Annotated in this window: 19 protein-coding genes; 11 read left to right on the top strand and 8 right to left on the bottom strand. The window is 68.2% G+C overall.

Features of this window, described 5'->3' with window-relative positions:
* Nucleotides 1-33 precede the first annotated feature (33 nt).
* The 3 genes from ACFV15_RS18530 to ACFV15_RS18520 form a co-directional block, all read right to left on the bottom strand.
* Nucleotides 34-906 (bottom strand): ABC transporter ATP-binding protein, encoded by an 873-nt coding sequence (locus ACFV15_RS18530; protein ID WP_378351688.1) that lies wholly within the window; start codon nucleotides 904-906, stop codon nucleotides 34-36.
* Nucleotides 903-1,292: a GntR family transcriptional regulator gene (locus ACFV15_RS18525; protein ID WP_378351687.1), complete on the bottom strand. Its 390-nt coding sequence runs from the start codon at nucleotides 1,290-1,292 to the stop codon at nucleotides 903-905. The genes ACFV15_RS18530 and ACFV15_RS18525 overlap by 4 nt, the downstream gene beginning before the upstream one ends.
* Before the next feature lie 134 nt (nucleotides 1,293-1,426).
* Nucleotides 1,427-2,749 carry a salicylate synthase gene (locus tag ACFV15_RS18520; protein WP_378351686.1) on the bottom strand — a complete coding sequence of 441 codons (1,323 nt, stop codon included), beginning with the start codon at nucleotides 2,747-2,749 and terminating at the stop codon, nucleotides 1,427-1,429.
* A 144-nt stretch (nucleotides 2,750-2,893) separates the two neighbouring features.
* On the opposite strand from ACFV15_RS18520, the gene ACFV15_RS18515 reads away from it, so the two are divergent.
* From ACFV15_RS18515 to ACFV15_RS18500, 4 genes are all read left to right on the top strand, one after another.
* Nucleotides 2,894-4,984: an alpha-galactosidase gene (locus tag ACFV15_RS18515; RefSeq protein ID WP_378351685.1), complete on the top strand. Its 2,091-nt coding sequence runs from the start codon at nucleotides 2,894-2,896 to the stop codon at nucleotides 4,982-4,984.
* Nucleotides 4,985-5,175: 191 nt separating this feature from the next.
* Nucleotides 5,176-6,459: an ABC transporter substrate-binding protein gene (locus tag ACFV15_RS18510; protein WP_378351684.1), complete on the top strand. Its 1,284-nt coding sequence runs from the start codon at nucleotides 5,176-5,178 to the stop codon at nucleotides 6,457-6,459.
* A 6-nt stretch (nucleotides 6,460-6,465) separates the two neighbouring features.
* Nucleotides 6,466-7,419 carry a carbohydrate ABC transporter permease gene (locus tag ACFV15_RS18505; RefSeq protein ID WP_378351683.1) on the top strand — a complete coding sequence of 318 codons (954 nt, stop codon included), beginning with the start codon at nucleotides 6,466-6,468 and terminating at the stop codon, nucleotides 7,417-7,419.
* Nucleotides 7,420-7,424: 5 nt separating this feature from the next.
* Nucleotides 7,425-8,255: a carbohydrate ABC transporter permease gene (locus ACFV15_RS18500; protein WP_370950283.1), complete on the top strand. Its 831-nt coding sequence runs from the start codon at nucleotides 7,425-7,427 to the stop codon at nucleotides 8,253-8,255.
* Nucleotides 8,256-8,312: 57 nt separating this feature from the next.
* On the opposite strand, the gene ACFV15_RS18495 is transcribed toward ACFV15_RS18500, so the two are convergent.
* Nucleotides 8,313-8,558, bottom strand: a complete 246-nt coding sequence (locus tag ACFV15_RS18495; protein WP_143046961.1) for a hypothetical protein — start codon at nucleotides 8,556-8,558, stop codon at nucleotides 8,313-8,315.
* Nucleotides 8,559-8,827: 269 nt separating this feature from the next.
* Between ACFV15_RS18495 and ACFV15_RS18490 the strand changes: the two genes are divergently transcribed.
* Complete coding sequence (locus tag ACFV15_RS18490) at nucleotides 8,828-9,076, top strand: hypothetical protein (RefSeq protein ID WP_370949192.1); 249 nt, start codon at nucleotides 8,828-8,830, stop codon at nucleotides 9,074-9,076.
* 2 nt (nucleotides 9,077-9,078) lie between these two features.
* Here the strand turns inward: ACFV15_RS18490 and ACFV15_RS18485 are convergent, their stop codons facing one another.
* On the bottom strand, nucleotides 9,079-9,711 hold the full coding sequence (locus ACFV15_RS18485; protein WP_378351682.1) for a TetR/AcrR family transcriptional regulator: 633 nt from the start codon (nucleotides 9,709-9,711) through the stop codon (nucleotides 9,079-9,081).
* Between the two features lie 48 nt (nucleotides 9,712-9,759).
* Here ACFV15_RS18485 and ACFV15_RS18480 point away from each other — a divergent pair, with 48 nt between their 5' ends.
* From ACFV15_RS18480 to ACFV15_RS18470, 3 genes are read left to right on the top strand one after another with little or no spacing between them, the layout of a single operon-like run.
* Complete coding sequence (locus ACFV15_RS18480; RefSeq protein WP_378351681.1) at nucleotides 9,760-10,701, top strand: patatin-like phospholipase family protein; 942 nt, start codon at nucleotides 9,760-9,762, stop codon at nucleotides 10,699-10,701.
* Nucleotides 10,698-11,546 (top strand): SDR family oxidoreductase, encoded by an 849-nt coding sequence (locus tag ACFV15_RS18475; RefSeq protein ID WP_378351680.1) that lies wholly within the window; start codon nucleotides 10,698-10,700, stop codon nucleotides 11,544-11,546. Before ACFV15_RS18480 ends, ACFV15_RS18475 begins: the two co-directional genes overlap by 4 nt.
* Nucleotides 11,543-13,030, top strand: coding sequence for a flavin-containing monooxygenase (locus ACFV15_RS18470; protein ID WP_378351679.1), 1,488 nt, complete (start codon nucleotides 11,543-11,545; stop codon nucleotides 13,028-13,030). Before ACFV15_RS18475 ends, ACFV15_RS18470 begins: the two co-directional genes overlap by 4 nt.
* Here the strand turns inward: ACFV15_RS18470 and ACFV15_RS18465 are convergent.
* Nucleotides 13,027-14,664 carry an ABC-F family ATP-binding cassette domain-containing protein gene (locus ACFV15_RS18465; RefSeq protein WP_378351678.1) on the bottom strand — a complete coding sequence of 546 codons (1,638 nt, stop codon included), beginning with the start codon at nucleotides 14,662-14,664 and terminating at the stop codon, nucleotides 13,027-13,029. The two genes, ACFV15_RS18470 and ACFV15_RS18465, sit on opposite strands and share 4 nt — an antisense overlap.
* 147 nt (nucleotides 14,665-14,811) lie before the next feature.
* Here ACFV15_RS18465 and ACFV15_RS18460 point away from each other — a divergent pair, with 147 nt between their 5' ends.
* Complete coding sequence (locus ACFV15_RS18460) at nucleotides 14,812-16,020, top strand: DUF222 domain-containing protein (RefSeq protein WP_378351677.1); 1,209 nt, start codon at nucleotides 14,812-14,814, stop codon at nucleotides 16,018-16,020.
* A gap of 41 nt (nucleotides 16,021-16,061) precedes the next feature.
* Here ACFV15_RS18460 and ACFV15_RS18455 read toward each other — a convergent pair whose 3' ends face one another.
* Entirely contained in the window at nucleotides 16,062-16,403 is a 342-nt protein-coding gene (locus ACFV15_RS18455) for a VOC family protein (RefSeq protein WP_378351676.1), read from the bottom strand.
* Between the two features lie 61 nt (nucleotides 16,404-16,464).
* Here ACFV15_RS18455 and ACFV15_RS18450 point away from each other — a divergent pair, with 61 nt between their 5' ends.
* On the top strand, nucleotides 16,465-16,965 hold the full coding sequence (locus ACFV15_RS18450) for an NADAR family protein (RefSeq protein ID WP_378351675.1): 501 nt from the start codon (nucleotides 16,465-16,467) through the stop codon (nucleotides 16,963-16,965).
* 61 nt (nucleotides 16,966-17,026) lie between these two features.
* Entirely contained in the window at nucleotides 17,027-17,686 is a 660-nt protein-coding gene (locus tag ACFV15_RS18445; protein ID WP_378351674.1) for a transcriptional regulator, read from the top strand.
* 19 nt (nucleotides 17,687-17,705) lie between these two features.
* Here ACFV15_RS18445 and ACFV15_RS18440 read toward each other — a convergent pair whose 3' ends face one another.
* Nucleotides 17,706-19,811 carry a diguanylate cyclase gene (locus ACFV15_RS18440; protein ID WP_378351673.1) on the bottom strand — a complete coding sequence of 702 codons (2,106 nt, stop codon included), beginning with the start codon at nucleotides 19,809-19,811 and terminating at the stop codon, nucleotides 17,706-17,708.
* Nucleotides 19,812-19,816: the final 5 nt, after the last annotated feature.

Raw genomic sequence — 19,816 nt, 5'->3', positions numbered from 1 at the left:
GAAGTCCGCCACCCACGCGGGTCTCGGTCGTGGTCATGCGGAACGCTCCTTGGCTGCGGTGAGGTGGGCGACGACGAGGTCTTCCAGCGTGGTCGGCCTGGTGATCCACGGCCCGGCCTGGTCGTACTCGCCGTGCCGGATCAGGAAGACGGACTGGTCCTCGGCGTGCTTGGCCTCGACGACCTCGCCGGGCGGCGGCGTGTCCGACCGCGGCCCGGTGTAGCGGGCGTGTTCGGCCAGCAGGTCGTCGATTTCGCCTGCCAGCACCAGGTTTCCGCTTTCCAGCAGCACCAGGTGATCGGCGACGCCGCCGAGTTCGGTCAGCACGTGTGTCGACAGCACCACGGTCATCCCGGTCTCGGCGACCTCGGTGAGCAGTTCTTCGGTCAGCAGGCGGCGGGCGGGTGGATCGACGTTCGCCAGCGGCTCGTCGAGCAGCAGCACCGACGGCCGCGTCCCCAGCGCGAGCGCGAACGCGACCTGGGCCTGCTGGCCACCGGAAAGCCGTCCGCACGTCCGGTCGAGCGAAATGCCGAAGCGCGCCAAGATCCCTTCCGCGCGTGCCTGATCCCAGGTGCGGTTGAGGTTCTTACCCAGCCGCAGCATGTCGGCGACGCTGAAATGCCGGTACAGCGGCTTGTGCTGCGCGACGAAGGCGACACCGTCATCGCCGCCGGCGACCGGCCGTCCGCCGATCAGTACCCGGCCCTCGCTCGGCACGAGCAGCCCGGCGACGATGCTCAGCAAAGTTGTCTTACCCGCACCGTTCGATCCGGCCAGCGCGGTGACCTGCCCGGCGGGCAGGCTGAACGTGCAGTCCCGCAACGCGCTCCGCCGCCGATAGCGCTTGCTCAGGCCGCTGACCTCGATGGCGGCCAGCTGGTCTGCCACGATGCTGGTCTTCACGTGTCCTGCTCCGTTTCCTTCTCCGAGAGCACCGCGCCGACGAGTGCGTAGATGTCGTCGTCTTCCATACCGGCCTGCCGCGCCTCGGCGACCCAGCGCGTGCACTGCACCAGCAGCCGCGCCATCGCCTCGGGGGCGGCCGACCCGAGCGACGCCTTGACGAACGTGCCCGCGCCCGTGCGGCCCTCGACCAGTCCCTCGGATTCCAGCAGGCGGTAGGCCTTGAGCACGGTGTTCGGGTTGACCCGGCTCGACGCCACGACCTCCCGCACGGTGGGCAGCCGGTCGCCGGGCTTCAGCCAGCCGAGGCGCAGCGCTTCCCGCACCTGCCTGGCCAGCTGGGCATAGACCGGCACGCCACCGGCCCGGTCCACCTCGAACTGCAAGCGATCCACCTCCCAGCCCCTGATTGTGTCACTACCTTAGTACAATTTCGATCTCACTCCGGCGTGGGGGCACCACAAAAAAAGCGGGCCCCATCCCAGAGGGGATGAAGCCCGCTTTATCGCGCGCTAGAAGCTCAGTCGGCGCGGACCACGAACGGCGCCACGCTGGAGAGCTTTTCGCAGGTTTCCTCGAACTCGCGCTCGGGCGTCGAGTCGGTGACGATGCCCGCACCGGCACGCAGCCATGCCTGGCCGTCCTGCTGGTAGACCGCGCGCAACACGAGCGCCGCGTCGAGCGCGCCGTCGTGCGAAGCCGAAAGGACCGCGCCGGAGTAGAGGCCGCGGCGGGTCTCGTCGAGACGGAAGATCGCGTCGAGCGACTCACGCTTCGGAATGCCGGACGCCGTGATCGCCGGGAAGACGGCTTCCAAGGCGTCCCAAGAGGTTCGCTTCTCGTCGAGGGTGCCGGTCACGAGCGAAGCCAGGTGCTGGACACTGCCGCGTTCCTTGATGCCCATGAAGTCGTCGACGCCGACGGTGCCGGTCCGGCACACCCCGCGCAGCTCCTCCTGCGCGGCGCGCACGGAGACCGCGTGCTCGAAGACCTCCTTGGGGTCCGACTCGAGCTCGCTGCGCGCGGCCGCGTCGGCCTCGACGCCCCGCCCGAACGCGCGGGTGCCCGCCAGCGGCTGGGTCAGCACGTGGCCTTCGGCGTCGACCGTGACGATCACCTCGGGACTGAAGCCCGCCGCCTGGGTGCCGTTCATCCGCAGCAGGAACGACCGCGCGGGGGTGTTGCCGCGGCGGCCGACCTCGTAGGTGCCGACCATGTCCGCCTCGAACGGGATCCGCACCGTCCGCGACAGGATGACCTTCTGGTATTGCCCGAGCTGGATCTCCTTGACCGCCTGCGCGACACGATCGCGGTAGCCCTCGCCGTCGGCGCGGACGTCGACGCCGATCGCGGACGGCACGATCGGGTCGACCGGCTCGCGCAGCAGCTCCAGCACACGCGCCCGCTCGGCCTCGTCGACACCGCGGACGACCACGCCGCGCTCGTCGACGCGGACCTCGGTGCGCGGCACGATCAGCCTGGCCAACTCACCGCTGGGCGCTTCGGCGCCGCGCGAGACCAGCGAGGCGATCAGCCCTGCGAAGTCGAAACCCAGCCAGCCGTAGGCGTTCCAGCCCTGGATCGGCAGTGCGTCGAGCGCGTGGCGCAACGCGTCGGCCGGCGAGCCCGTCCAAGCCCGCGCGGTCTCGTCTTCGCCCGCGAGCTGGGTCTTGACCTGCTTCGCGTCGAGCGAGACGGTCGCCAGCGCGCCGCCGGCGACGGTCCAGCGGCCGCCGCTTTCGTAGACCACGTAGTCGTCGAACAGTCCGGCCCTGGCGAGCTTCACCACGAGCGGGAGAGGATCAATCGAAGCGCTGAAAGACTCATCCTCGTAGACCGACACGAACTCTCCTCGTACGCCGCCATCCGGCATTTTCACACCCACGGACTTAGGCTATGCAAACCTAACAACAACGGTCAAGCAGTGCGACCGCGATCACCGTCCCGCTAACCGGTCCCCTGGCTGAATCCGAAGCCCGAGGCCAAGATGACGCTCGTGATCGCCTTCGACGAGAAGTCCCGTCTCTGGGTCCTGCAGACCGCCACCTGGACGTACGCGCTCCAGCTCACCGACGAGGACGCGCCCCGGCACGTCTACTGGGGCCCGTCGCTCACGACCGAGCAGGTCGCGGACGTGACCAGGCCGAGCACCGCGTGGTGGGACGGCTTCAACGACCCCGACGAAGGCCGCGAAGAGCTGGCCGTCGACGGCGGCACCCGTTACTGGACGCCCTCGCTGCAGGTCCGCTTCGCCGACGGGACCCGCGCGCTCGAATGGGCGCACACCGGCCACGAGATCGGCGGCGACACGCTCCGGATCGGCTTCCGCGACCGCCACTATCCACTGAGGATCGATCTGCACTACCGCGTCCGCGGCGACGTGCTGGAGCGCTGGGTCGAACTCGCCAACGACGGCGAGCCCGTCGAGGTGCTGCGCGCCGACTCCGCCGCCTGGGTGCTGCCGGAGCGCGCGGACTATCGGCTGTCCCATGTGGTCGGACGCTGGGCAGCGGAAAGCCAGCTGCGCCGCGAATCCGTCGCCGAAGGCGAGACGGTGTTCGCCAGCAGGCGCGGGATCACCAGTCACCACGCCAATCCCTGGGTCATGCTCGACGCGGGCGACGCGTCCGAGACGCACGGTGAGGTCTGGAGCGCCGCGCTCGCGTGGAGTGGTTCCTGGCGCATCACCACCACCAGGAGCATCGACGGCCGTGTCACGGTGACCGGCGGGTTCGGCCAAGACGGCGTCACGCATCGGCTCAGCCAAGGCTCGGTGCTGACCACCCCCGTTTTCGCGGGCGCGTTCTCCGAAAACGGCTTCGGTGGCGCCAGCCGCGCCTGGCATGACTACACGCTCGCGCACGTGCTCCCCCACGCCGACGAACTGCGTCCCGTGCTCTACAACTCCTGGGAGGCAACGGCTTTCGACGTCAACGAGGCGGGGCAGCGCAAACTCGCCGCGCACGCCGCGAGCCTCGGCGTCGAGCTGTTCGTCATGGACGACGGCTGGTTCGGCAGCCGCACGAGTGACAACGCGGGCCTCGGCGACTGGGTGGTCAACCGCGACCGCTTCCCCGACGGGCTCGCCCCGCTCGTCGGCGAGGTGCACCGCCTCGGCATGAAGTTCGGCCTCTGGGTCGAGCCCGAGATGGTCAACCCGGACAGCGACCTCTACCGCGCGCACCCCGACTGGGTGCTGCACCACCCGCATCGGCGGCGTTCCGAACTGCGCAGGCAGCTGGTGCTCAACTTCGCGCGCGACGACGTCGCCGAGTGGGCGCACGGCTGGCTCGACGCACTCGTCCGCGACAACGGCATCGACTTCCTCAAGTGGGACATGAACCGTCCGTTCAGCGAGGCGGGCTGGCCGGACGACGAAGACCCGGATCGCCTGTGGACCGGGCACTCCCAAGCCGTCTACTCGATCATGGACCGGCTGCGCGCCGATCACCCCGGCCTGCGCATCGAGTCGTGCAGTGGCGGCGGCGGCCGGATCGACCTGGGCATCCTCGCCCGCACCGATCAGGTCTGGACCTCGGACAACACCGACGCGCTGGACCGGCTGCGCATCCAGCACGGCTACACCCAGGTCTACCCGGCGCGCGCGATGTCGGCCTGGGTCACCGACAACCCGAACTTCGTCACCGGCCGGTCGACGCCACTGGCGTTCCGCTTCCACGTCGCCATGGCCGGCGTGCTCGGCATCGGCGGCAACATCGTCGAGTGGAGCGAAGACGACCTCGCGTTCGCCCGCGAGCAGATCGCGCTCTACAAAGAGATCCGCGAAACGGTCCAGCACGGCGCGCTCTACCGGCTCCAGCCACCGTCCGCGTCGGGAATCTCGGCCGTCCAGTACGTGTCGCCCGCGCGAACGGTCGTGTTCGCCTACCGCCAGTCCGGACACTTCAACCTGCCCGAACGACGCGTCCGACTGCAAGGCCTCGACCCCACCGCCCGCTACCGCGACTCCGGCAGCGGCACCGTCCACCATGGCGCCGTCCTGCTCTCGCACGGGATAGCGATCGACCTGCCGAAGGGCGACCATGGGAGCGCGCTAGTGCGCTTGTATCGTATCTGACGTATAAGATCGCGCAGGCAGAGATCGGATGTATTTAGGTCACGACAGGCTTTCAGGGATGCTTTCACTGAGACATTCACACCCCCAAAGGCTTGACAGTTGTCTAAACATCGGATCGAATGCCCCAGTCTCGTGACTTGCGTCACCGAGATCCATGGGGTTCAGGCAGTGTGGTGGAGAGGCGGCTGATCATGAGAAGGTCCCTGGCGCTGGGAGCGGCGATGCTCCTGGCCGCGAGTGCGTGCACGGTCGGCAGCGACACCGGCTCGAACGGCACCCCGGGCGGCGGCACCAAGGAAATCTCGTTCCTGACCTTCGAATCGCCGAACCTGACGCCCGCTTACTGGGACGCCGCGATCAAGCGCGTCACCGACAAGCACCCCGAGATCAAGGTCAAGAAGCTGGTCGCGCCCAGCACCGACCGCACCGGGTACGCCAAGCAGCTGCTGACCTCTGGCCAGTTCCCCGACGTCGCGATCGCCGTCGACTCGGCCGGTTTCGCCGAGTCGGGCGCGCTCTACGCGTGGACGCCCGAGGAGCTCAAGGAGTTCCAGTTCCCCGACGCCAACCCGATCAAGGGCGGGCACCACCAGCTGCCGGCGAACACCCAGACGATCCCGCCGATCTACTACAACAAGAAGATCTTCGCCGACGCAGGCATCACCGCCACGCCGACCACCTGGGCCGAGCTCGTCGCGGCCGCCGAGAAGGTGAAGGCCAAAGGCGGCAAGCCGTTCGTCATCGGCGGCGGCAAGGAAGGTTTTCCGTCGGCGATGATCCTCGACGGGCTCGTCAGCGTCGACCTCTACGGCAAGACCCCCGACTGGCTCACCCAGCGCCGCGCGGACAAGGTCAAGTTCGCCGACCCCGACTTCCAGAAGGCGTTCGGCAAGTTCGCCGACCTGGTCGCCAAGGGCTACATCGACAAGAGCCAGGTCTCGCGCAGCTACGACGACACCCAGGCCGCCTTCCTCAAGGGCGAGGGCGCGATGTACCCGATGGGCAACTGGTTCGCCTCGGCCGCCGACTCCAAACCGCACGACTTCGAGATCGGCGTGTTCAACTTCCCCAGCGAGGACGGCAAGCTCGTGGTGCCCGCCTACACCGGCGGCGGCATGATCGTGAACGCCAAGTCCGCGAACCTCGAAGCGGCCAGGACGTTCGCGCTGGCGTTCCAGCTCGACAAGACCCAGCTCGACACCTCGGTCAAGGCCGACGGCCTGTTCCCGGCGATCAAGGGCTACACCCCGCCCGCCGACGCGGGCGCGGTCTTCAAGGCGGGCTACGACCTCTACACCAAGGCCGTCGAGCAGAAGGCGGTCGTGAACGCCTTCTCGTGGGAGACGGCCGACGACGGCCTGCTGCCCGGCATGAAGGACAAGGTCTACCAGGCCGCGCAGGACGTGATCACCGGCCGCAAGTCGGTCGCGGACGCGTGCGCCTTCCTCGACACCGAATGGGCAAAGGCCAAATAACCCACAATGGCAACAGATGTCGTGACCGCTCCGACGCCGGAGCGTGCTGACCGTGGCAAGGTGCCCACCCGTCGCAGGCGCAAGCCGATCCTGCCCCGGGTATGGCACTTCGTCTCGTTCGGCGCGCCCGGCGTGCTGATCTATCTCTGCTTCGTGATGGCGCCGATCCTGATCAGCTTCGGCTACAGCCTGACGAACTACAACCCGTTCAACCCGCCCACGAAGTTCGTGGGGCTGGAGAACTACAAGAACCTGTTCAGCGACGAAACCTTCCTCACCGCGCTGTGGGTGACGACGGTGCTCACACTGATCGTGGTCATCGTGCCGAACGTGCTCGGCCTCGGCATCGCGTTGCTGCTGGACAAAAAAGGCTGGCTGTACAACGCCTTGCGCACGGTGTTCTTCACACCGGTCATCCTGAGCTCGGTCGTGGTCAGCATCATCTGGCAGAAGCTGCTCGACGACCAGGGCCCGATCAACCAGGCACTGCGCGCGCTCGGCGTCGACCATCCGCCGGGCTGGCTGTCCGACCCGGACATCGCGTTGTATTCGGTCGCTTCGATCGTCTGCTGGCAGATGCTCGGCTTCTGCGTGGTCGTCTACCTGGCCGGTCTGCAGGGCGTGCCGACGGAGCTTCTGGAAGCGGCGGAGATCGACGGCGCCGGGCCGTGGCGCCGGTTCCGCGCGGTCACCTGGCCACTGCTCGCGCCGTCGCTGACGATCAACACGGTCGTGATGCTGATTTCGGCGTTCAAGACCTACGACTACGTCAAGGTCATCACCAACGGCGGACCTGGCTCGGGCACCACGGCGACGATCGCGTTCAACGTGCTCGCGACCGGACTCGACGCCAACCACGCCGGATACGCCTCCGCGATGGCGGTCGTGATGCTGACGATCGTCGCGGTCGTGACCACGATCGTGCTGCAGTTCCTGCGCAGGCGGGAGGTCGACCTGTGAGCGCTGTGACGACCGACAAGCGGTCCTGGGTCCGCCCGGTGGTGGCGATCGCCGTCAGCGCGGTCTTCTTCATCCCGTTGTATTACGTGCTCGTCAACGTCTTCAAGCGCGGCGACCTGATCTCGACCGAGCCGTCCGCGCTGCCGCTGCCGCCGACGCTCAAGAACATCAGCGCCGTGCTGACCAGGCCGGACGGGCTGTACTGGGTGAGCCTCACGAACAGCATCGTGGTGACGCTGCTGTCGATTCTGGTGCTCACCGTGCTTTCGGCGATGCTCGGGCATTACCTGGCCCGGTCCCAGAAGCGCTGGACGAAGGCGCTGACGATGGTCCTGCTGGCCGGGCTGATGATCCCGCCACAGGTCATCCTCATTCCGATCACCGACGTGCTGCGGGCGACACACCTGATGGCGACGCTGCAAGGACTGGTGCTGTTCAACGTCGGCTACTACGTGCCATTCGGCGTGTTCGTGTTCAGCGGGTTCATCCGCGGCGTGCCGGTGGAGCTGGAAGAGGCGGCCCTGCTCGACGGCGCGAACCGGATGCAGGTGTTCTGGCGGATCGTGTTCCCGCTGCTCAAGCCGGCGACGGCGAGCGTGCTCATCTTCCTCGGCGTGTGGATCTGGAACGACTTCATCGACCCGCTGATCATCCTGGGGCCCTCGCAGGGCACCACGGTGACGACGGGTATCTACCGGTCCATCGGGCAGTACCAGGCGGACCTCGGCAGCGTGTTCGCGCTGATGTTCCTGGCCACGCTTCCGGTGCTGATCTTCTACTTGGCGCTGCAGAAGCAGTTCGTCAAGGGCCTGACCGGCGGCGCGACCAAGGGCTGAACCAGCGGAGGGGACCTAGGCCGTGCTGGGCCGGTTCAGGTCCCCTCTCGCCGCCCGTCAGGCCGCCCCCACTTGCGGGTAGGCCTTCTGGACACAACTGATGCACCATCTGATCCGGTCAAGATAAGTCTCAGGATGATCGCCTGCTTCCTGCGCCACGTCGCACAGGCAGCCGCTGGACTCCTGCGCCTTGAGAATGCTCTCGATCTCGGCCCGGATGCTGTCGACCGGCAGATCGGCCGTGACCGGCAACGGTGAACAGAACAGTGCCTGCACCAATTCCGGTTTCGCTACCTCGGACATTTCGATCTCCACCCCTCAGTCGGTTTCTCTGGATCTGCTCCCTTCCAGTGAAGCTCGTCACACCCCGCCGTGCTAGTGCTTTACGACCAAAGATGGGTATGACCGTTGCACTCTGTGCACAAATCAGGACCCAAACGAGATCAAGTGACGTAGCGTTACTCCATTGTCACGCTCGTCACCGTGACCCATTGGTTACCGGATAGTCCCGTCATGAGGCGTGGGTCACGTTCTCCCGTTCACGGTGGAGGTAATCGACCCGGGAGCTGGAGATGACCGTCAGCGCACAGCCAAGACCTTGGAGCATCACCCTGATCGTGAACGGACGAGAGCCCGACACGGGGCGCTCGGTCCCCATCGCCGTCGGCGTCACCCAGGACGTCGGCGGAGCGCACCTGACGTTAAGGGTCGAGAACGGCCCGGACATCCGCCTGACCATGGCCGAGGCGGCGTTGCTACGGCACCACCTGGCCACGGCGGTGCTGGAGCAGTACCACCTGGACGCGGACTCGGCGTCCTAAGGTCAGTCGCGCGCGGCGATCCCGTCGTACATGACACGGCGGATCGCCGCGCTCAGGCGCGCCTGCGACTCGGGCGCCGGATCACGCAGGCTCGCGAGCACCGCGGCGAGGATCATGCCGTTGATCGCGCGCGCGGATCCGTCGACATCGAGGTCCGCGCGCAGGTAGCCGACCTTGACGCCGTGCCGCAGATACGCGGCGGTCAACTGAGCGGCGCCGTCGTAGAAATCCAGCACGCGCTCGCGCATGTCGGCGTCGATGCCCGCGGCCTCGAGCAGGAGGAAGCGCGCGAGCCGGGGGTCACCGCCGAAGATCCGGCCCAGCGCGTCGCCGATGCGCGCGGTCTGCGCGCGGTACTCGGCCAGGCTGCTGACCGCTTCGGGGGCGTTGTCGGCGGCCAGCGCCGCGACGACGGTCTGCACCAGGTCGGTGATGACGTGGTCGACGATGTCGCGCTTGTTCGCGAAGTACCGGTAGAAGGTCCCGTGGCCGACACCGAGCCGCGCGGCGATGTCGGCGATACCGGTCGCGTGGTAGCCGCGCTCGGCGAAACAGTCGAACGCGGTCTCGATGATCTCGCGCCGCAGTTCCTGTTTCTTCCGCTCAGCCCGGCTGAGCGGGGTCCCTGTCGTCATGGCGCCAGCATATTGCCCTTGGTGCAGAACTGACATACGGTTCCAAGAATGACACGCCATTCCAGCAGAGCTCTGGTGATCGGCTGCGGCGGCACGCTGGGCTTCGCGTGGACAGCCGCCGTCCTGGACGCGCTGGCCACTCGGGCTGACTGGGATCCCGGCGCCGCGCGCGTGCTGATCGGCACCTCCGCCGGCGCGGAAGCCGTAGCCATGCTGGGTTCCGGCATCCCGGCCTCGGCGATACTGGGCGCGCTGACGGGCTCGGCTGGCGACCCTGTCGTCGCCGCGCACCTGCGCCGGGCGCCGGGCCGTTTCCCGCCCGTGCCGTCGCCGCGCTGGCCCGCGACCGGGCTGATCCGCGCCGCGCGCCGCGGCGAGGTCGACCGGACGGCCGGGCTCGCGGGACTGCTCCCCCTCGGCCGCGGCGACGCGGGCTGGCTGCGAGACCTGGGTGAAGCGCTGGCGACCGAAGACGGCTGGGTCCCCCATCCCGCGACCTGGTGCGTGGCCACCGATCTGACCGGCAGGCGCGTCGCGTTCGGGTCGCCCGGAGCGCCGAGCGCCGCACTCGGCGAGGCGATCGCGGCGTCGTGGGCCATCCCCGGCTGGTTCCCGCCCGTGTCCATCGACGGGCGGCCGTTCCTCGACGGCGGCACCGTTTCGCCCACCTCAGCCGACCTCCTGCTCGGGCACGACGTCGAAGAGGTCGTCGTGATCGCGCCGATGTCCAGCGAGAACGGCGCTCCGGCACGCGGGTTCTCCCGTGCGGAGCGACTGTTGCGCGCCGCGATGACCCGCAGGCTCGACGAAGAGGTGCGCAGGCTGCGCGCGGCGGGCAGCAGGGTGATCCGGATCGAGCCGTCCCAGCGCGACCTCGACGCGATGGGCGCGAACTTCATGGACGGCCGCCGCGGCGAACAAGTGCTCGCCACCGCACTTCGTACCGCACCGGAACTGCTCGACCAGGCCTTCGAAGGAGCCCGGCCATGACCCGATATCCGGCGATCGATCTCACCGGCGCCCACGTGGCGATCACCGGTGCGGGACAAGGCATCGGCCGGGTGACCGCCGAGCGCATGGCCGCGCGGGGCGCGCGCGTGTCCGTCGGCGACCTCGACGCCGAAACGGCCAAGCGCACCGCCGCGGACATCGGCGGCACCGCGCATCACCTCGACGTCACGGACCCTGACTCGTACGCAGCCTTCCTCGCCGAGGCCGAAGCGGCGAACGGCCCGCTGAGCGTGCTGGTCAACAACGCCGGGATCATGCCCAACGGTGGCTTCCTCGACATCCCTGCCGAGCTGAACAGGGCGATGATGGAGGTCAACGTCTTCGGCGTCATCCACGGCATGCGGCTGGCGCTGCCCGGCATGCTCGAGCGCGGCCGTGGGCACATCGTCAACGTCGCGTCACTGGCCGGGAAGTTCCCGGTGCCTGGACTCGCGGTCTACAACGCCAGCAAGTTCGCCGTCGTCGGACTGACCGCCGCCACCCGCCTCGAGTACGCGCACCGCGGCGTCAGTGTCAGCGCCGTGCTGCCGTCCGCCGTGGACACCGCGCTGGCGTCCGGTCTGGACATGCGGCCGATTCCCAAGGTCAGTCCGGGACGCATCGCCGACGCGGTGGTCGCCACCGTGCGCACCCGCGCCGCCGAGGTGGCCGTGCCCGGTTACGTCGGCGCGCTCGCGACCGCCGCCGGGCTGCTGCCCGAGCCCGCACTCGGCGCATTCCGCAAGCTGGCCAAGGGTGATCGCGCGCTGCACCCGGACAGCCCCGAGCGCGCGGACTACCGCGCACGCCTCAGCCAGGACGCCCAGCGAAAGGACCAAGCATGAGCACGTACGACGCGATCATCGTCGGCGCGGGTTTCGGTGGGATGGGCGCCGCGATCCAGCTCAACCGCCTCGGGTACGACAACCTGCTCATCCTCGAACGCGAGTCGGACCTCGGCGGCACCTGGCACGTCAACCACTACCCCGGGCTGGCCGTGGACATCCCGTCCGCCACCTACTCCTACTCGTTCGAGCCGAACCCGGACTGGTCACGCCTGTTCGCGCCGGGCCGCGAACTCAAGCGCTACGCCGAGCACGTCGCCGACAAGTACCGGCTGCGCCGCTATATGCGGTTCGGCACCGAGGTGACCGGGGCGGTGTGGGACGCCGACCGAGCCCAGTGGACGGTCTCCCGCCGCGACGGCGGGCCGGTCACCGCGAAGTACCTGCTCACGGCGACCGGTTTCCTTTCCCAGCCCAAGAAACCCGACATCGACGGGATCGGCACCTTCGCCGGGAAGGTCATCCACACCACCGACTGGGACGACGGTTACGACCTCACCGGCAAGCGCGTCGCTGTGATCGGCACCGGCGCGACGGCCGTCCAGCTCATCCCCGAGCTCGCCAAGGTGGCCGCCGAAATGACGGTGTACCAGCGGACCCCGATCTGGGTCAGCCCCAAACCTGACCTCGCGGTCCCGTCCGCGCTGCGGCGCGCCTTCGCGGCGGTCCCGCTCACCCAGCGCATCGCGCGCTGGGCCGGCAGCGCCATCCTCGAGCTGATGATGGTGACCGGAGTGCTGCACTACAAGCAGCTCCCGGCGGCCAACCGGCTCGGCGAGCGCTGGTGCCGCGCGCATCTACGCCGCCAGATCCGCGACCCCGAGTTGCGGCGCAAGCTGACACCGCGGTACTCGTTCGGCTGCAAACGGCCGACGTTCTCCAACGACTACTACCCCACCTTCACCCGCGATCACGTCCACCTGGAGACCACGTCCATCGCGCGCGTCGACGAAACCGGCATCGTCACCGCCGACGGCGAGCGCCGCGACATCGACGTGCTGGTGCTGGCCACGGGGTTCGACCTGTGGGAGGCGAACTTCCCGGCGATCGAGATCATCGGCCGTGGCGGCCGCGACCTCGGGAAGTGGTGGCGGGAGAACCGTTTCCAGGCCTACGAGGGCGTCACCGTGCCGCGGTTCCCGAACTTCATCTCGCTCAACAGCCCGTACTCCTACTCGGGACTGTCCTATTTCACCACGATCGAGACGCAGATGCGGCACATGGACCGGCTGTTCACCGCCATGCGTGCCCGCGGCGCGACGGAGTTCGAGGTCACCCAGCACGCCAACGACGAGTTCCTCGGCCGGATGCGCGAGAAGGTCGGCGACTCGATCTTCGCACTCGGCCAGTGCTCCGCCGCCAACAGCTACTACTTCAACCCGCACGGGGAAGCGACCCTGCTCCGGCCGTCCTCCACGGCCAACGCCCACCGCGAAGCCGGGCGTTTCCCGCTCGAGGACTACTCGTTCGCGGGAATGTCCTAGCGCTCGGCCACCTTGCCGTCGGCGACCTCGAAGCGCCGGTTGGTCTCCACAGCCTCCAGCATGCGGCGGTCGTGCGTGACCAGCAGCAGGGTGCCGGGGTAGTTCGCGAGCGCGGACTCGAGCTGCTCGATGGCCGGCAGGTCCAGGTGGTTGGTCGGCTCGTCGAGCACGAGCAGGTTGACACCGCGGATCTGCAGCAACGCCAAGGCGGCCCGGGTCCGCTCGCCCGGCGAAAGCGTCGCCGCGCGCCGCAGCACGTGGTGTGCCTTGAGGCCGAACTTGGCCAGCAGCGTGCGCACCTCCGCGTCCGCGAGCTCGGGCACTTCGGCGGCGAACGCGTCGACCAGCGGCTGATCACCGAGGAAGAGCTTGCGTGCCTGGTCCACCTCACCGACGACGACGCCGGAGCCGAGCGAGGCCTCGCCCGCGGTCAGCTCGATCCGGCCGAGCAGCGCGGCCAGCAGCGTCGACTTGCCCGCGCCGTTCGCGCCGGTGATGGCGACCTTGTCCGCCCAGTCGATCTGCAGATCCACCGGGCCGAGCGTGAACTCGCCCCGGTCGACGACGGCCCCGCGCAGCGTCGCCACGACCGCGCCCGCCCTCGGCGCCGCCGCGATCTCCATCCGGAGTTCCCACTCCTTGCGCGGCTCGTCGACGACGTCGAGCCGTTCGATCATGCGGTCGGTCTGGCGGGCCTTCGACGCCTGCTTCTCGGTGGCCTCCGACCGGAACTTGCGGCCGATCTTGTCGTTGTCGGTGGCCTTGCGCCTGGCGTTCTTGACGCCCTTCTCCATCCAGCCGCGCTGCATGCTCGCGCGGGCTTCGAGCGCGGCCTTGGTGTCGGCGAACTCGTCGTACTCCTCGCGCGCGTGCCTGCGCGCGACCTCTCGCTCCTCGAGGTAGGCCTCGTAGCCACCGCCGTAGGAATTGACCTGCTGCTGAGCCAGATCCAGCTCGACCACCCTGGTCACCGTGCGCGCGAGGAACTCGCGGTCGTGGCTCACCAGCACGGTCCCGGCGCGCAGGTTCTTCACGAACCGCTCGAGCCGGTCGAGCCCGTCGAGGTCGAGGTCGTTGGTCGGCTCGTCGAGCAGGAAGAGGTCGTAACGGCTCAGCAGCAGCGAAGCCATGCCCGCACGCGCGGCCTGTCCGCCCGACAGCGACGTCATCGGCTGGTCGAGGCTCACGTCGAGCCCGAGTTCGTGGATGACCTCGCCGATCCGGTCGTCGAGATCCGCGCCGCCGAGCGCGAGCCATCGGTCGAAGGCGGTCGCGTAGGCGTCGTCGGAGCCCGCCGTCTCGGCGGCCAGCGCTGCGGTCGCCGCGTCGAGCTCCGCCTGCGCCGAGGTGACCCCGGTACGCCGGCTCAGGAAGGCGTGCACGGTCTCGCCTTCACGCCGCTCCGGCTCCTGCGGGAGGTGCCCGACGGTCGCGGTGGGCGGGCTCAGCCGCACGGTCCCCTGCTCCGCCGGGATCAGGCCGCCGAGGGTGCGGAGCAGGGTCGACTTGCCCGCGCCGTTGACGCCGACCAGGCCGACGACATCGCCGGGTGCGACGACGAGATTCAAACCGGAGAAGAGGACGCGATCGCCGTGGCCGGCCGCGAGGTCCTTCGCTACGAGTGTGGCGCTCATGAGGGTTACGAGCTTAGTTGGCCGTCCTTCGCAGGCTTGCGATGGCTTGCTGGGCCGGCCAGCGGGGCCGCGTTTCGTTGCGGAGATGTTGTGAGTCACCCGAACGTGTCCTGGTGGACAGAGGTATAGGTCTCTACATTCGAACATGTGAACGATGAACGAAGAGCTGGGACCGCTTACGCGGACCGGCCACCCTCGATCTTCCTGACGATGGACCTCAAGAAACTGTCCGCCACACAGCGGATGGACCTCTTGAACGAGGTCGACAACGCTCGTGCCACCCTCGACGCCGCGTACCTCCGCACGGTCAACGGACTCGTCGAAGCGTTAGGCGACACCCAAGCGGCGGTCGACCTGATCACCGTGGAACGCAAGACGACCTCCGCCCGCGTCGGCAAGGACATCGCTTTCGCAGGCTCCTTGGCGGCGCGGCATCCCCTGTCCTTCGCCGCGCTGGCCGACGGTCGCCTCAACTGGCTTCGCGCCGACATCGTCGACCGCGCCTGCTCGGGCCTGACCGAGAAGAACGCCCGCGCGGTGGACGCGGCGATCCATCCCCACGCGTCCGAGCTGTCCCCCGGTCAGCTCTGGTCCTTGCTGCGCAAGACCATCCTCAGCATCGACCCCGAAGGCGAAGCCAAACGGCGCGCCATCGCCAAGGGACGCCGCCGGATCTCGGTACGGACCGAACCCGACGGGATGGCCACGCAGTTCTGGCACGACTCCGCCGAGAACATCCTGGCCGTCCAGGACCGCATCGACACCATCGCCCGCGACCACAAACGCGGCGGCGATTCCCGCTCGATGAACGAACTCCGCGCCGACATCATGCGAGACCTGTTGCTGGGCAAGTACTCCAGCAAGACAGTCGCTCATGTTTACGTCGCAGGCAACGCCTCTACCATCCTGGGACTCGACGACCTGCCAGGGACTCTCCGCGGTTACGGCGCCATCACCGCCGAGCAGTTGCGGGAGATCGCTTTCGGCCTGCATGCGGTCTGGACAGGTGTTCTCGTCGACGACGGCGGCTACCCCAAGAAGATGGCCGAGAAGAAATACCGGCCCAGCGCGGCGCTCAAGGAATTCGTCCAGTTGCGCGACAACACCTGCACCTTCCCTGCGTGCTACCTGGTCGCGCACAAGACCGACTACGACCACGTGCGTCCCTGGAACCGCCGCGGTCCCACCGACGACACGAACGGCAACTGCGAATGCCGCCGCCATCACCGCGCCAAGCATTCCGGCCGCTGGCGGGTTCGCACGGGCGCCGACGGCGAGACGGTCTGGACTTCGGCGATCACGCGACGGGACTACACGAAGAGGCGGGAGCCGCTCGTCCCCGTCATGGCGGAGTAGGCCAAGTGACCGACGTCGTGCTGGAGAACTCGGCCCAGACTCTACTCGGGCATCCCGCCGAACCCGATCTCGTTGCCATCGGGATCGTGGTACATCACCTTGCGCACGCCATTGGGATAGGCCTCCCGGTTCGCCGGCTCGATCCCCCGCTCGGCGATCCCGCCGACACGAGCATCGAGATCGTCGACCAGGATCGTCTGAACAGCGTGCCCGGCATGCTCGGGATTGACCCGGATGTACAGGTACCGATGCTCGGCGATCTCCCACACGGCTTCTGTGTCATTCGGGTAGAACGCGGGCTCGGCACCGAGTACGCGGACGTACCAGGCCTTCGCCGCCTCGTAGTCACGGACATAGATCCCGGCGAACAAGTCGATCGACATCCCCCATGCTAAGCCCGAAAATCCAGCGCGGCAGGCCCGCCAAGCCTGGTACCACTGTCCCATGCCCGAAAAGAAGCCCAAGTTCCTGTACTTCTGGGGCCACCAAGGACAAGGCGTCACCAAGGCCTGCCTGAGCCAATGGTGGCCCGCCGGGTTCACCGTGGACGGGCACGTTTACCCGACGGCCGAGCACTACATGATGGCCGCCAAAGCCATGCTCTTCGACGACCCCGCGACCGCGGCCAGGATCAGGAACGTGAACCACCCGAACGAAGCCAAGACCCTCGGCCGCCAGATCACCGGGTTCGACGAGCAGCGCTGGACCAAGCACCGCGAGGAAATCGTCGTGACCGGGAACCTGGCCAAATTCGGGCAGAACGCCGACCTCAAGACATTCCTGGTCAACACCGGCGACCGAATACTCGCCGAGGCATCGCCGCTCGACCGGATCTGGGGCATCGGCCTCGCCGAGGACGACGAACGCGCCGCCGACCCGAACCAGTGGCTCGGCCTGAACCTTCTCGGCTTCGCGCTCATGGAGGTCCGCGAGCGGCTTCGCTAGGCTCGTCGGGTACCGACCGTCAGCGAACGGTCACCGACCGGCAAAGGGGAACGGTAGATCCATGGCCGCTTCGGCTCGTGAGTTGCTTGACGCAGTCCACCAAGAGTTGGCTCCGAAGGAGAGTGAAAACCGCCTGGTCGACCTGATCGCGAGCGGCAAGGCGCCGCGCTCGGTGTTCCGGCTGATCGCGGCCGAGGAAAGCCGCATCGTGCCCAGTGACCAGCGTAGTTTCCTGCACCTGGCGGCGCGGGCGAGCGAGCCGGGCGCGCGGGAGTTCTTCGCGGGGCTCGGCGCGGGCGAAGGGCTCGCGCTCGAGAAACTGAAGGCACTGGCCGCCGTGACCGGCCTCGACGACCAGGCGCTGAGCGAGTACCGCCCGCTGGCGGGTTGCCAGGCGTACCCGTCGTTCATGGCGTGGATGGCGCTCAATGGCAAGCCCGCCGACGTCGTCGTCGCGCTCAACGCGAACTTCGCCGCCTTCGGCACCTACTGCGCGACCATCGCGAAGGCGATGCGCGAGCACTACGGCTTCGACGACGAGGCGTGCGGCTTCTTCGACTTCTTCGGCGCGCCGATCCCCGGCGCGGACGAGCAGGCCGCGACCATCGTCCAAGCCGGGATCGACCGCAACGAGGCGACCGACGAGGCCTGGACGTACGCACGCCTGTTCCAGGACTACGAACTGCAGTTCTGGAACACGATCGCCGACGAGGCCAAATAGCGAGGCCAAGTACTACCGCTCAGGCTCGCCCGGCCGGCGTCTTGCCAGCCGGGTCGAGCAGGGGCAGCGGCCCCAGCCTGCGGTGCCGGTGCAAGGTCAGGAATGTCGCGACCACATCCGGATCGAACTGCGTGCCGCGGCCACTGAGCAGCTCACGCACGGCGCCATCCTCGGTCAGCGCCTTCTGATACGGCCGATCGGCCAGCATCGCCGCCCAGGAGTCGCACACCGCCAGGATGCGGGCCTCGATCCGGATGTGCGCGCCGGCGAGCCCACCCGGGTACCCCGTCCCGTCGAAGCGCTCGTGGTGCTGCCGGATGATCTCGGCGACGTCGCCGAGCCCGGCCACGGTTTTCGCCAGCCTGCAGCCGAACTCGGGGTGCTGCCGCACGAGCAGCCACTCCTCATCCGTCAGCGGCTTCTCCTTGGTCCAGACCTCCTGCGGGACGAGCACCTTGCCGATGTCGTGCAGCCGCCCGGCCAGCTCCACCCGGCCAGCGACCTCGGGCGCGAGCCCCATCCCGGTCGCGACCAGTCCGGACCAATATCCGACGACCTTGCTGTGCTCGTGGTTGGACAGCCAGCCGTCGACCTCGTCGGCGACCTTCTCCAGATCGAGCGTGAGCGACCGCTCCGTGTGCTGGTCGACCGGCGGGTGCCCGCTGAGGTCCGCGAGCACGACGCGGTCGCGGCCCTGCGCCTTGGCCGAGTAGAGCGCGCGGTCCGCGGCGCCGAACAACTCACCGGGCGTGTTGCCGTGCAGGGGATAACTCGCGGTGCCCACCGAGATGGTCGCGCCGATCCACACGTCGCCGGAGACGACGATCGGGCGGTCCGCGACCTGCTGGCGCAGCCGCTCGGCGATCACCGCCGGGTCGTCGGGACCGGCGTCGCGGATCAGGATCGCGAATTCCTCGCCGCCATAGCGGGCGAGGTGGTCGCCTGGCCGGATGGCCTCGCGCAGCCGCTTGCCGATTTCGATCAGCACCTCGTCGCCGACGGGATGGCCGTAGCGGTCGTTGACGGACTTGAAATGGTCCACGTCCGCGATCAGCACAGCGACGGAACCGCCGGCGCGGCGCGCCCTGGCGAGTTCGGGGACCATTTGCGCTTCGAAGTGACGGCGCGTGCGCAACCCGGTCAGCGCGTCGGTGATGGCGAGCTTGCGTTGCTGGGAAACAAGCCCCGCCAATCGCGCGATCGTGAGCAAAAACAACACCGCGCAAGCACAAGCGACCACCGGAATACCCGAATGCGCACCGCGGGCGTTCTCAATGAGCACGGTCGCCGGCGCGATGAGAACGGCCGTGCACAACGCGGCGATGCGCCACGGACCGGGCACCGGCGCGCCGAACGGCACGGTTTCGGCGACCTTGCCCATGGTCGGGTGCAATGCGGACGCGCCGAGCAGCAGGTTCCCGGAAAGCCAAATCGCGTCGAGGAAATTGCCTGCCGAATAAGTGCCGTTCACCTGCTGCACCACGTAGACGGTGTCGGCCACGACGAACGACAGCAAACTCAGCGACAGCAGCGAAAAAGCGACCGGGCGGCGGCCTTGGCCGAGTACCAGCCGCAACGCCACGGCGAACATGGCGAGGTCCATCATCGGATAGCCGACCGAGGCCACCTTGACCAGCATCGGCGCGGCGCTGGTCGCCTGCGGCGCGATGAGGTAGAGCCACGACAGCATCCCGCCGACGACGGCGAGCATCGCGGCGTCGAGCACGGCGGGCAGGTCCCAGCCGGGGGTGCGCGAGCGGATCAGCACGACCAGGCCGGCCACCACGAGCGGATAATGCCCCAGATAGAAGACGTCGGCCAGCGCGGGGAAATCGAGGTTGCCGACGATGTAGTGCGCGACGTAGAAACTCGTGTCGGCGGTCGCGTAAACGATCTGGCCCAGCCCGAGCAGTACCCACGGGAGCTTGGCCGCCGGCCGGTTACGGACGCACCCGTAGAACACGGCGACGAACGCCGAGACGGTCACCGAGCAGTAGAGCACGACCCGTAATAGTTGCGGAGCGGAAGAAATGACGGTCACGTAGTAAGCGGCGATGACCGCGAAACCGGTGACGAGATACCCGGCCCAAGTCCATCGCCGCGCCGCCCCTGCATAAGTCGTCACAGCCG

Origin of the sequence: Amycolatopsis sp. NPDC059657 (genome assembly GCF_042734395.1) — a bacterium.
GTDB lineage: Bacteria > Actinomycetota > Actinomycetes > Mycobacteriales > Pseudonocardiaceae > Amycolatopsis.
The sequence above is the reverse complement of the archived record's forward strand: the minus strand, read 5'-3'. Positions and strand labels throughout refer to the sequence as shown.

Coding starts and splice junctions, on each gene's coding strand:
- ACFV15_RS18475 (WP_378351680.1), top strand. CDS start 10,698: ATGACCCGATATCCGGCGATCGATCTCACCGGCGCCCACGTGGCGATC.
- ACFV15_RS18505 (WP_378351683.1), top strand. CDS start 6,466: ATGGCAACAGATGTCGTGACCGCTCCGACGCCGGAGCGTGCTGACCGT.
- ACFV15_RS18480 (WP_378351681.1), top strand. CDS start 9,760: ATGACACGCCATTCCAGCAGAGCTCTGGTGATCGGCTGCGGCGGCACG.
- ACFV15_RS18490 (WP_370949192.1), top strand. CDS start 8,828: ATGACCGTCAGCGCACAGCCAAGACCTTGGAGCATCACCCTGATCGTG.
- ACFV15_RS18465 (WP_378351678.1), bottom strand. CDS start 14,664: ATGAGCGCCACACTCGTAGCGAAGGACCTCGCGGCCGGCCACGGCGAT.
- ACFV15_RS18510 (WP_378351684.1), top strand. CDS start 5,176: ATGAGAAGGTCCCTGGCGCTGGGAGCGGCGATGCTCCTGGCCGCGAGT.
- ACFV15_RS18455 (WP_378351676.1), bottom strand. CDS start 16,403: ATGTCGATCGACTTGTTCGCCGGGATCTATGTCCGTGACTACGAGGCG.
- ACFV15_RS18445 (WP_378351674.1), top strand. CDS start 17,027: ATGGCCGCTTCGGCTCGTGAGTTGCTTGACGCAGTCCACCAAGAGTTG.
- ACFV15_RS18515 (WP_378351685.1), top strand. CDS start 2,894: ATGACGCTCGTGATCGCCTTCGACGAGAAGTCCCGTCTCTGGGTCCTG.
- ACFV15_RS18485 (WP_378351682.1), bottom strand. CDS start 9,711: ATGACGACAGGGACCCCGCTCAGCCGGGCTGAGCGGAAGAAACAGGAA.
- ACFV15_RS18450 (WP_378351675.1), top strand. CDS start 16,465: ATGCCCGAAAAGAAGCCCAAGTTCCTGTACTTCTGGGGCCACCAAGGA.
- ACFV15_RS18495 (WP_143046961.1), bottom strand. CDS start 8,558: ATGTCCGAGGTAGCGAAACCGGAATTGGTGCAGGCACTGTTCTGTTCA.
- ACFV15_RS18470 (WP_378351679.1), top strand. CDS start 11,543: ATGAGCACGTACGACGCGATCATCGTCGGCGCGGGTTTCGGTGGGATG.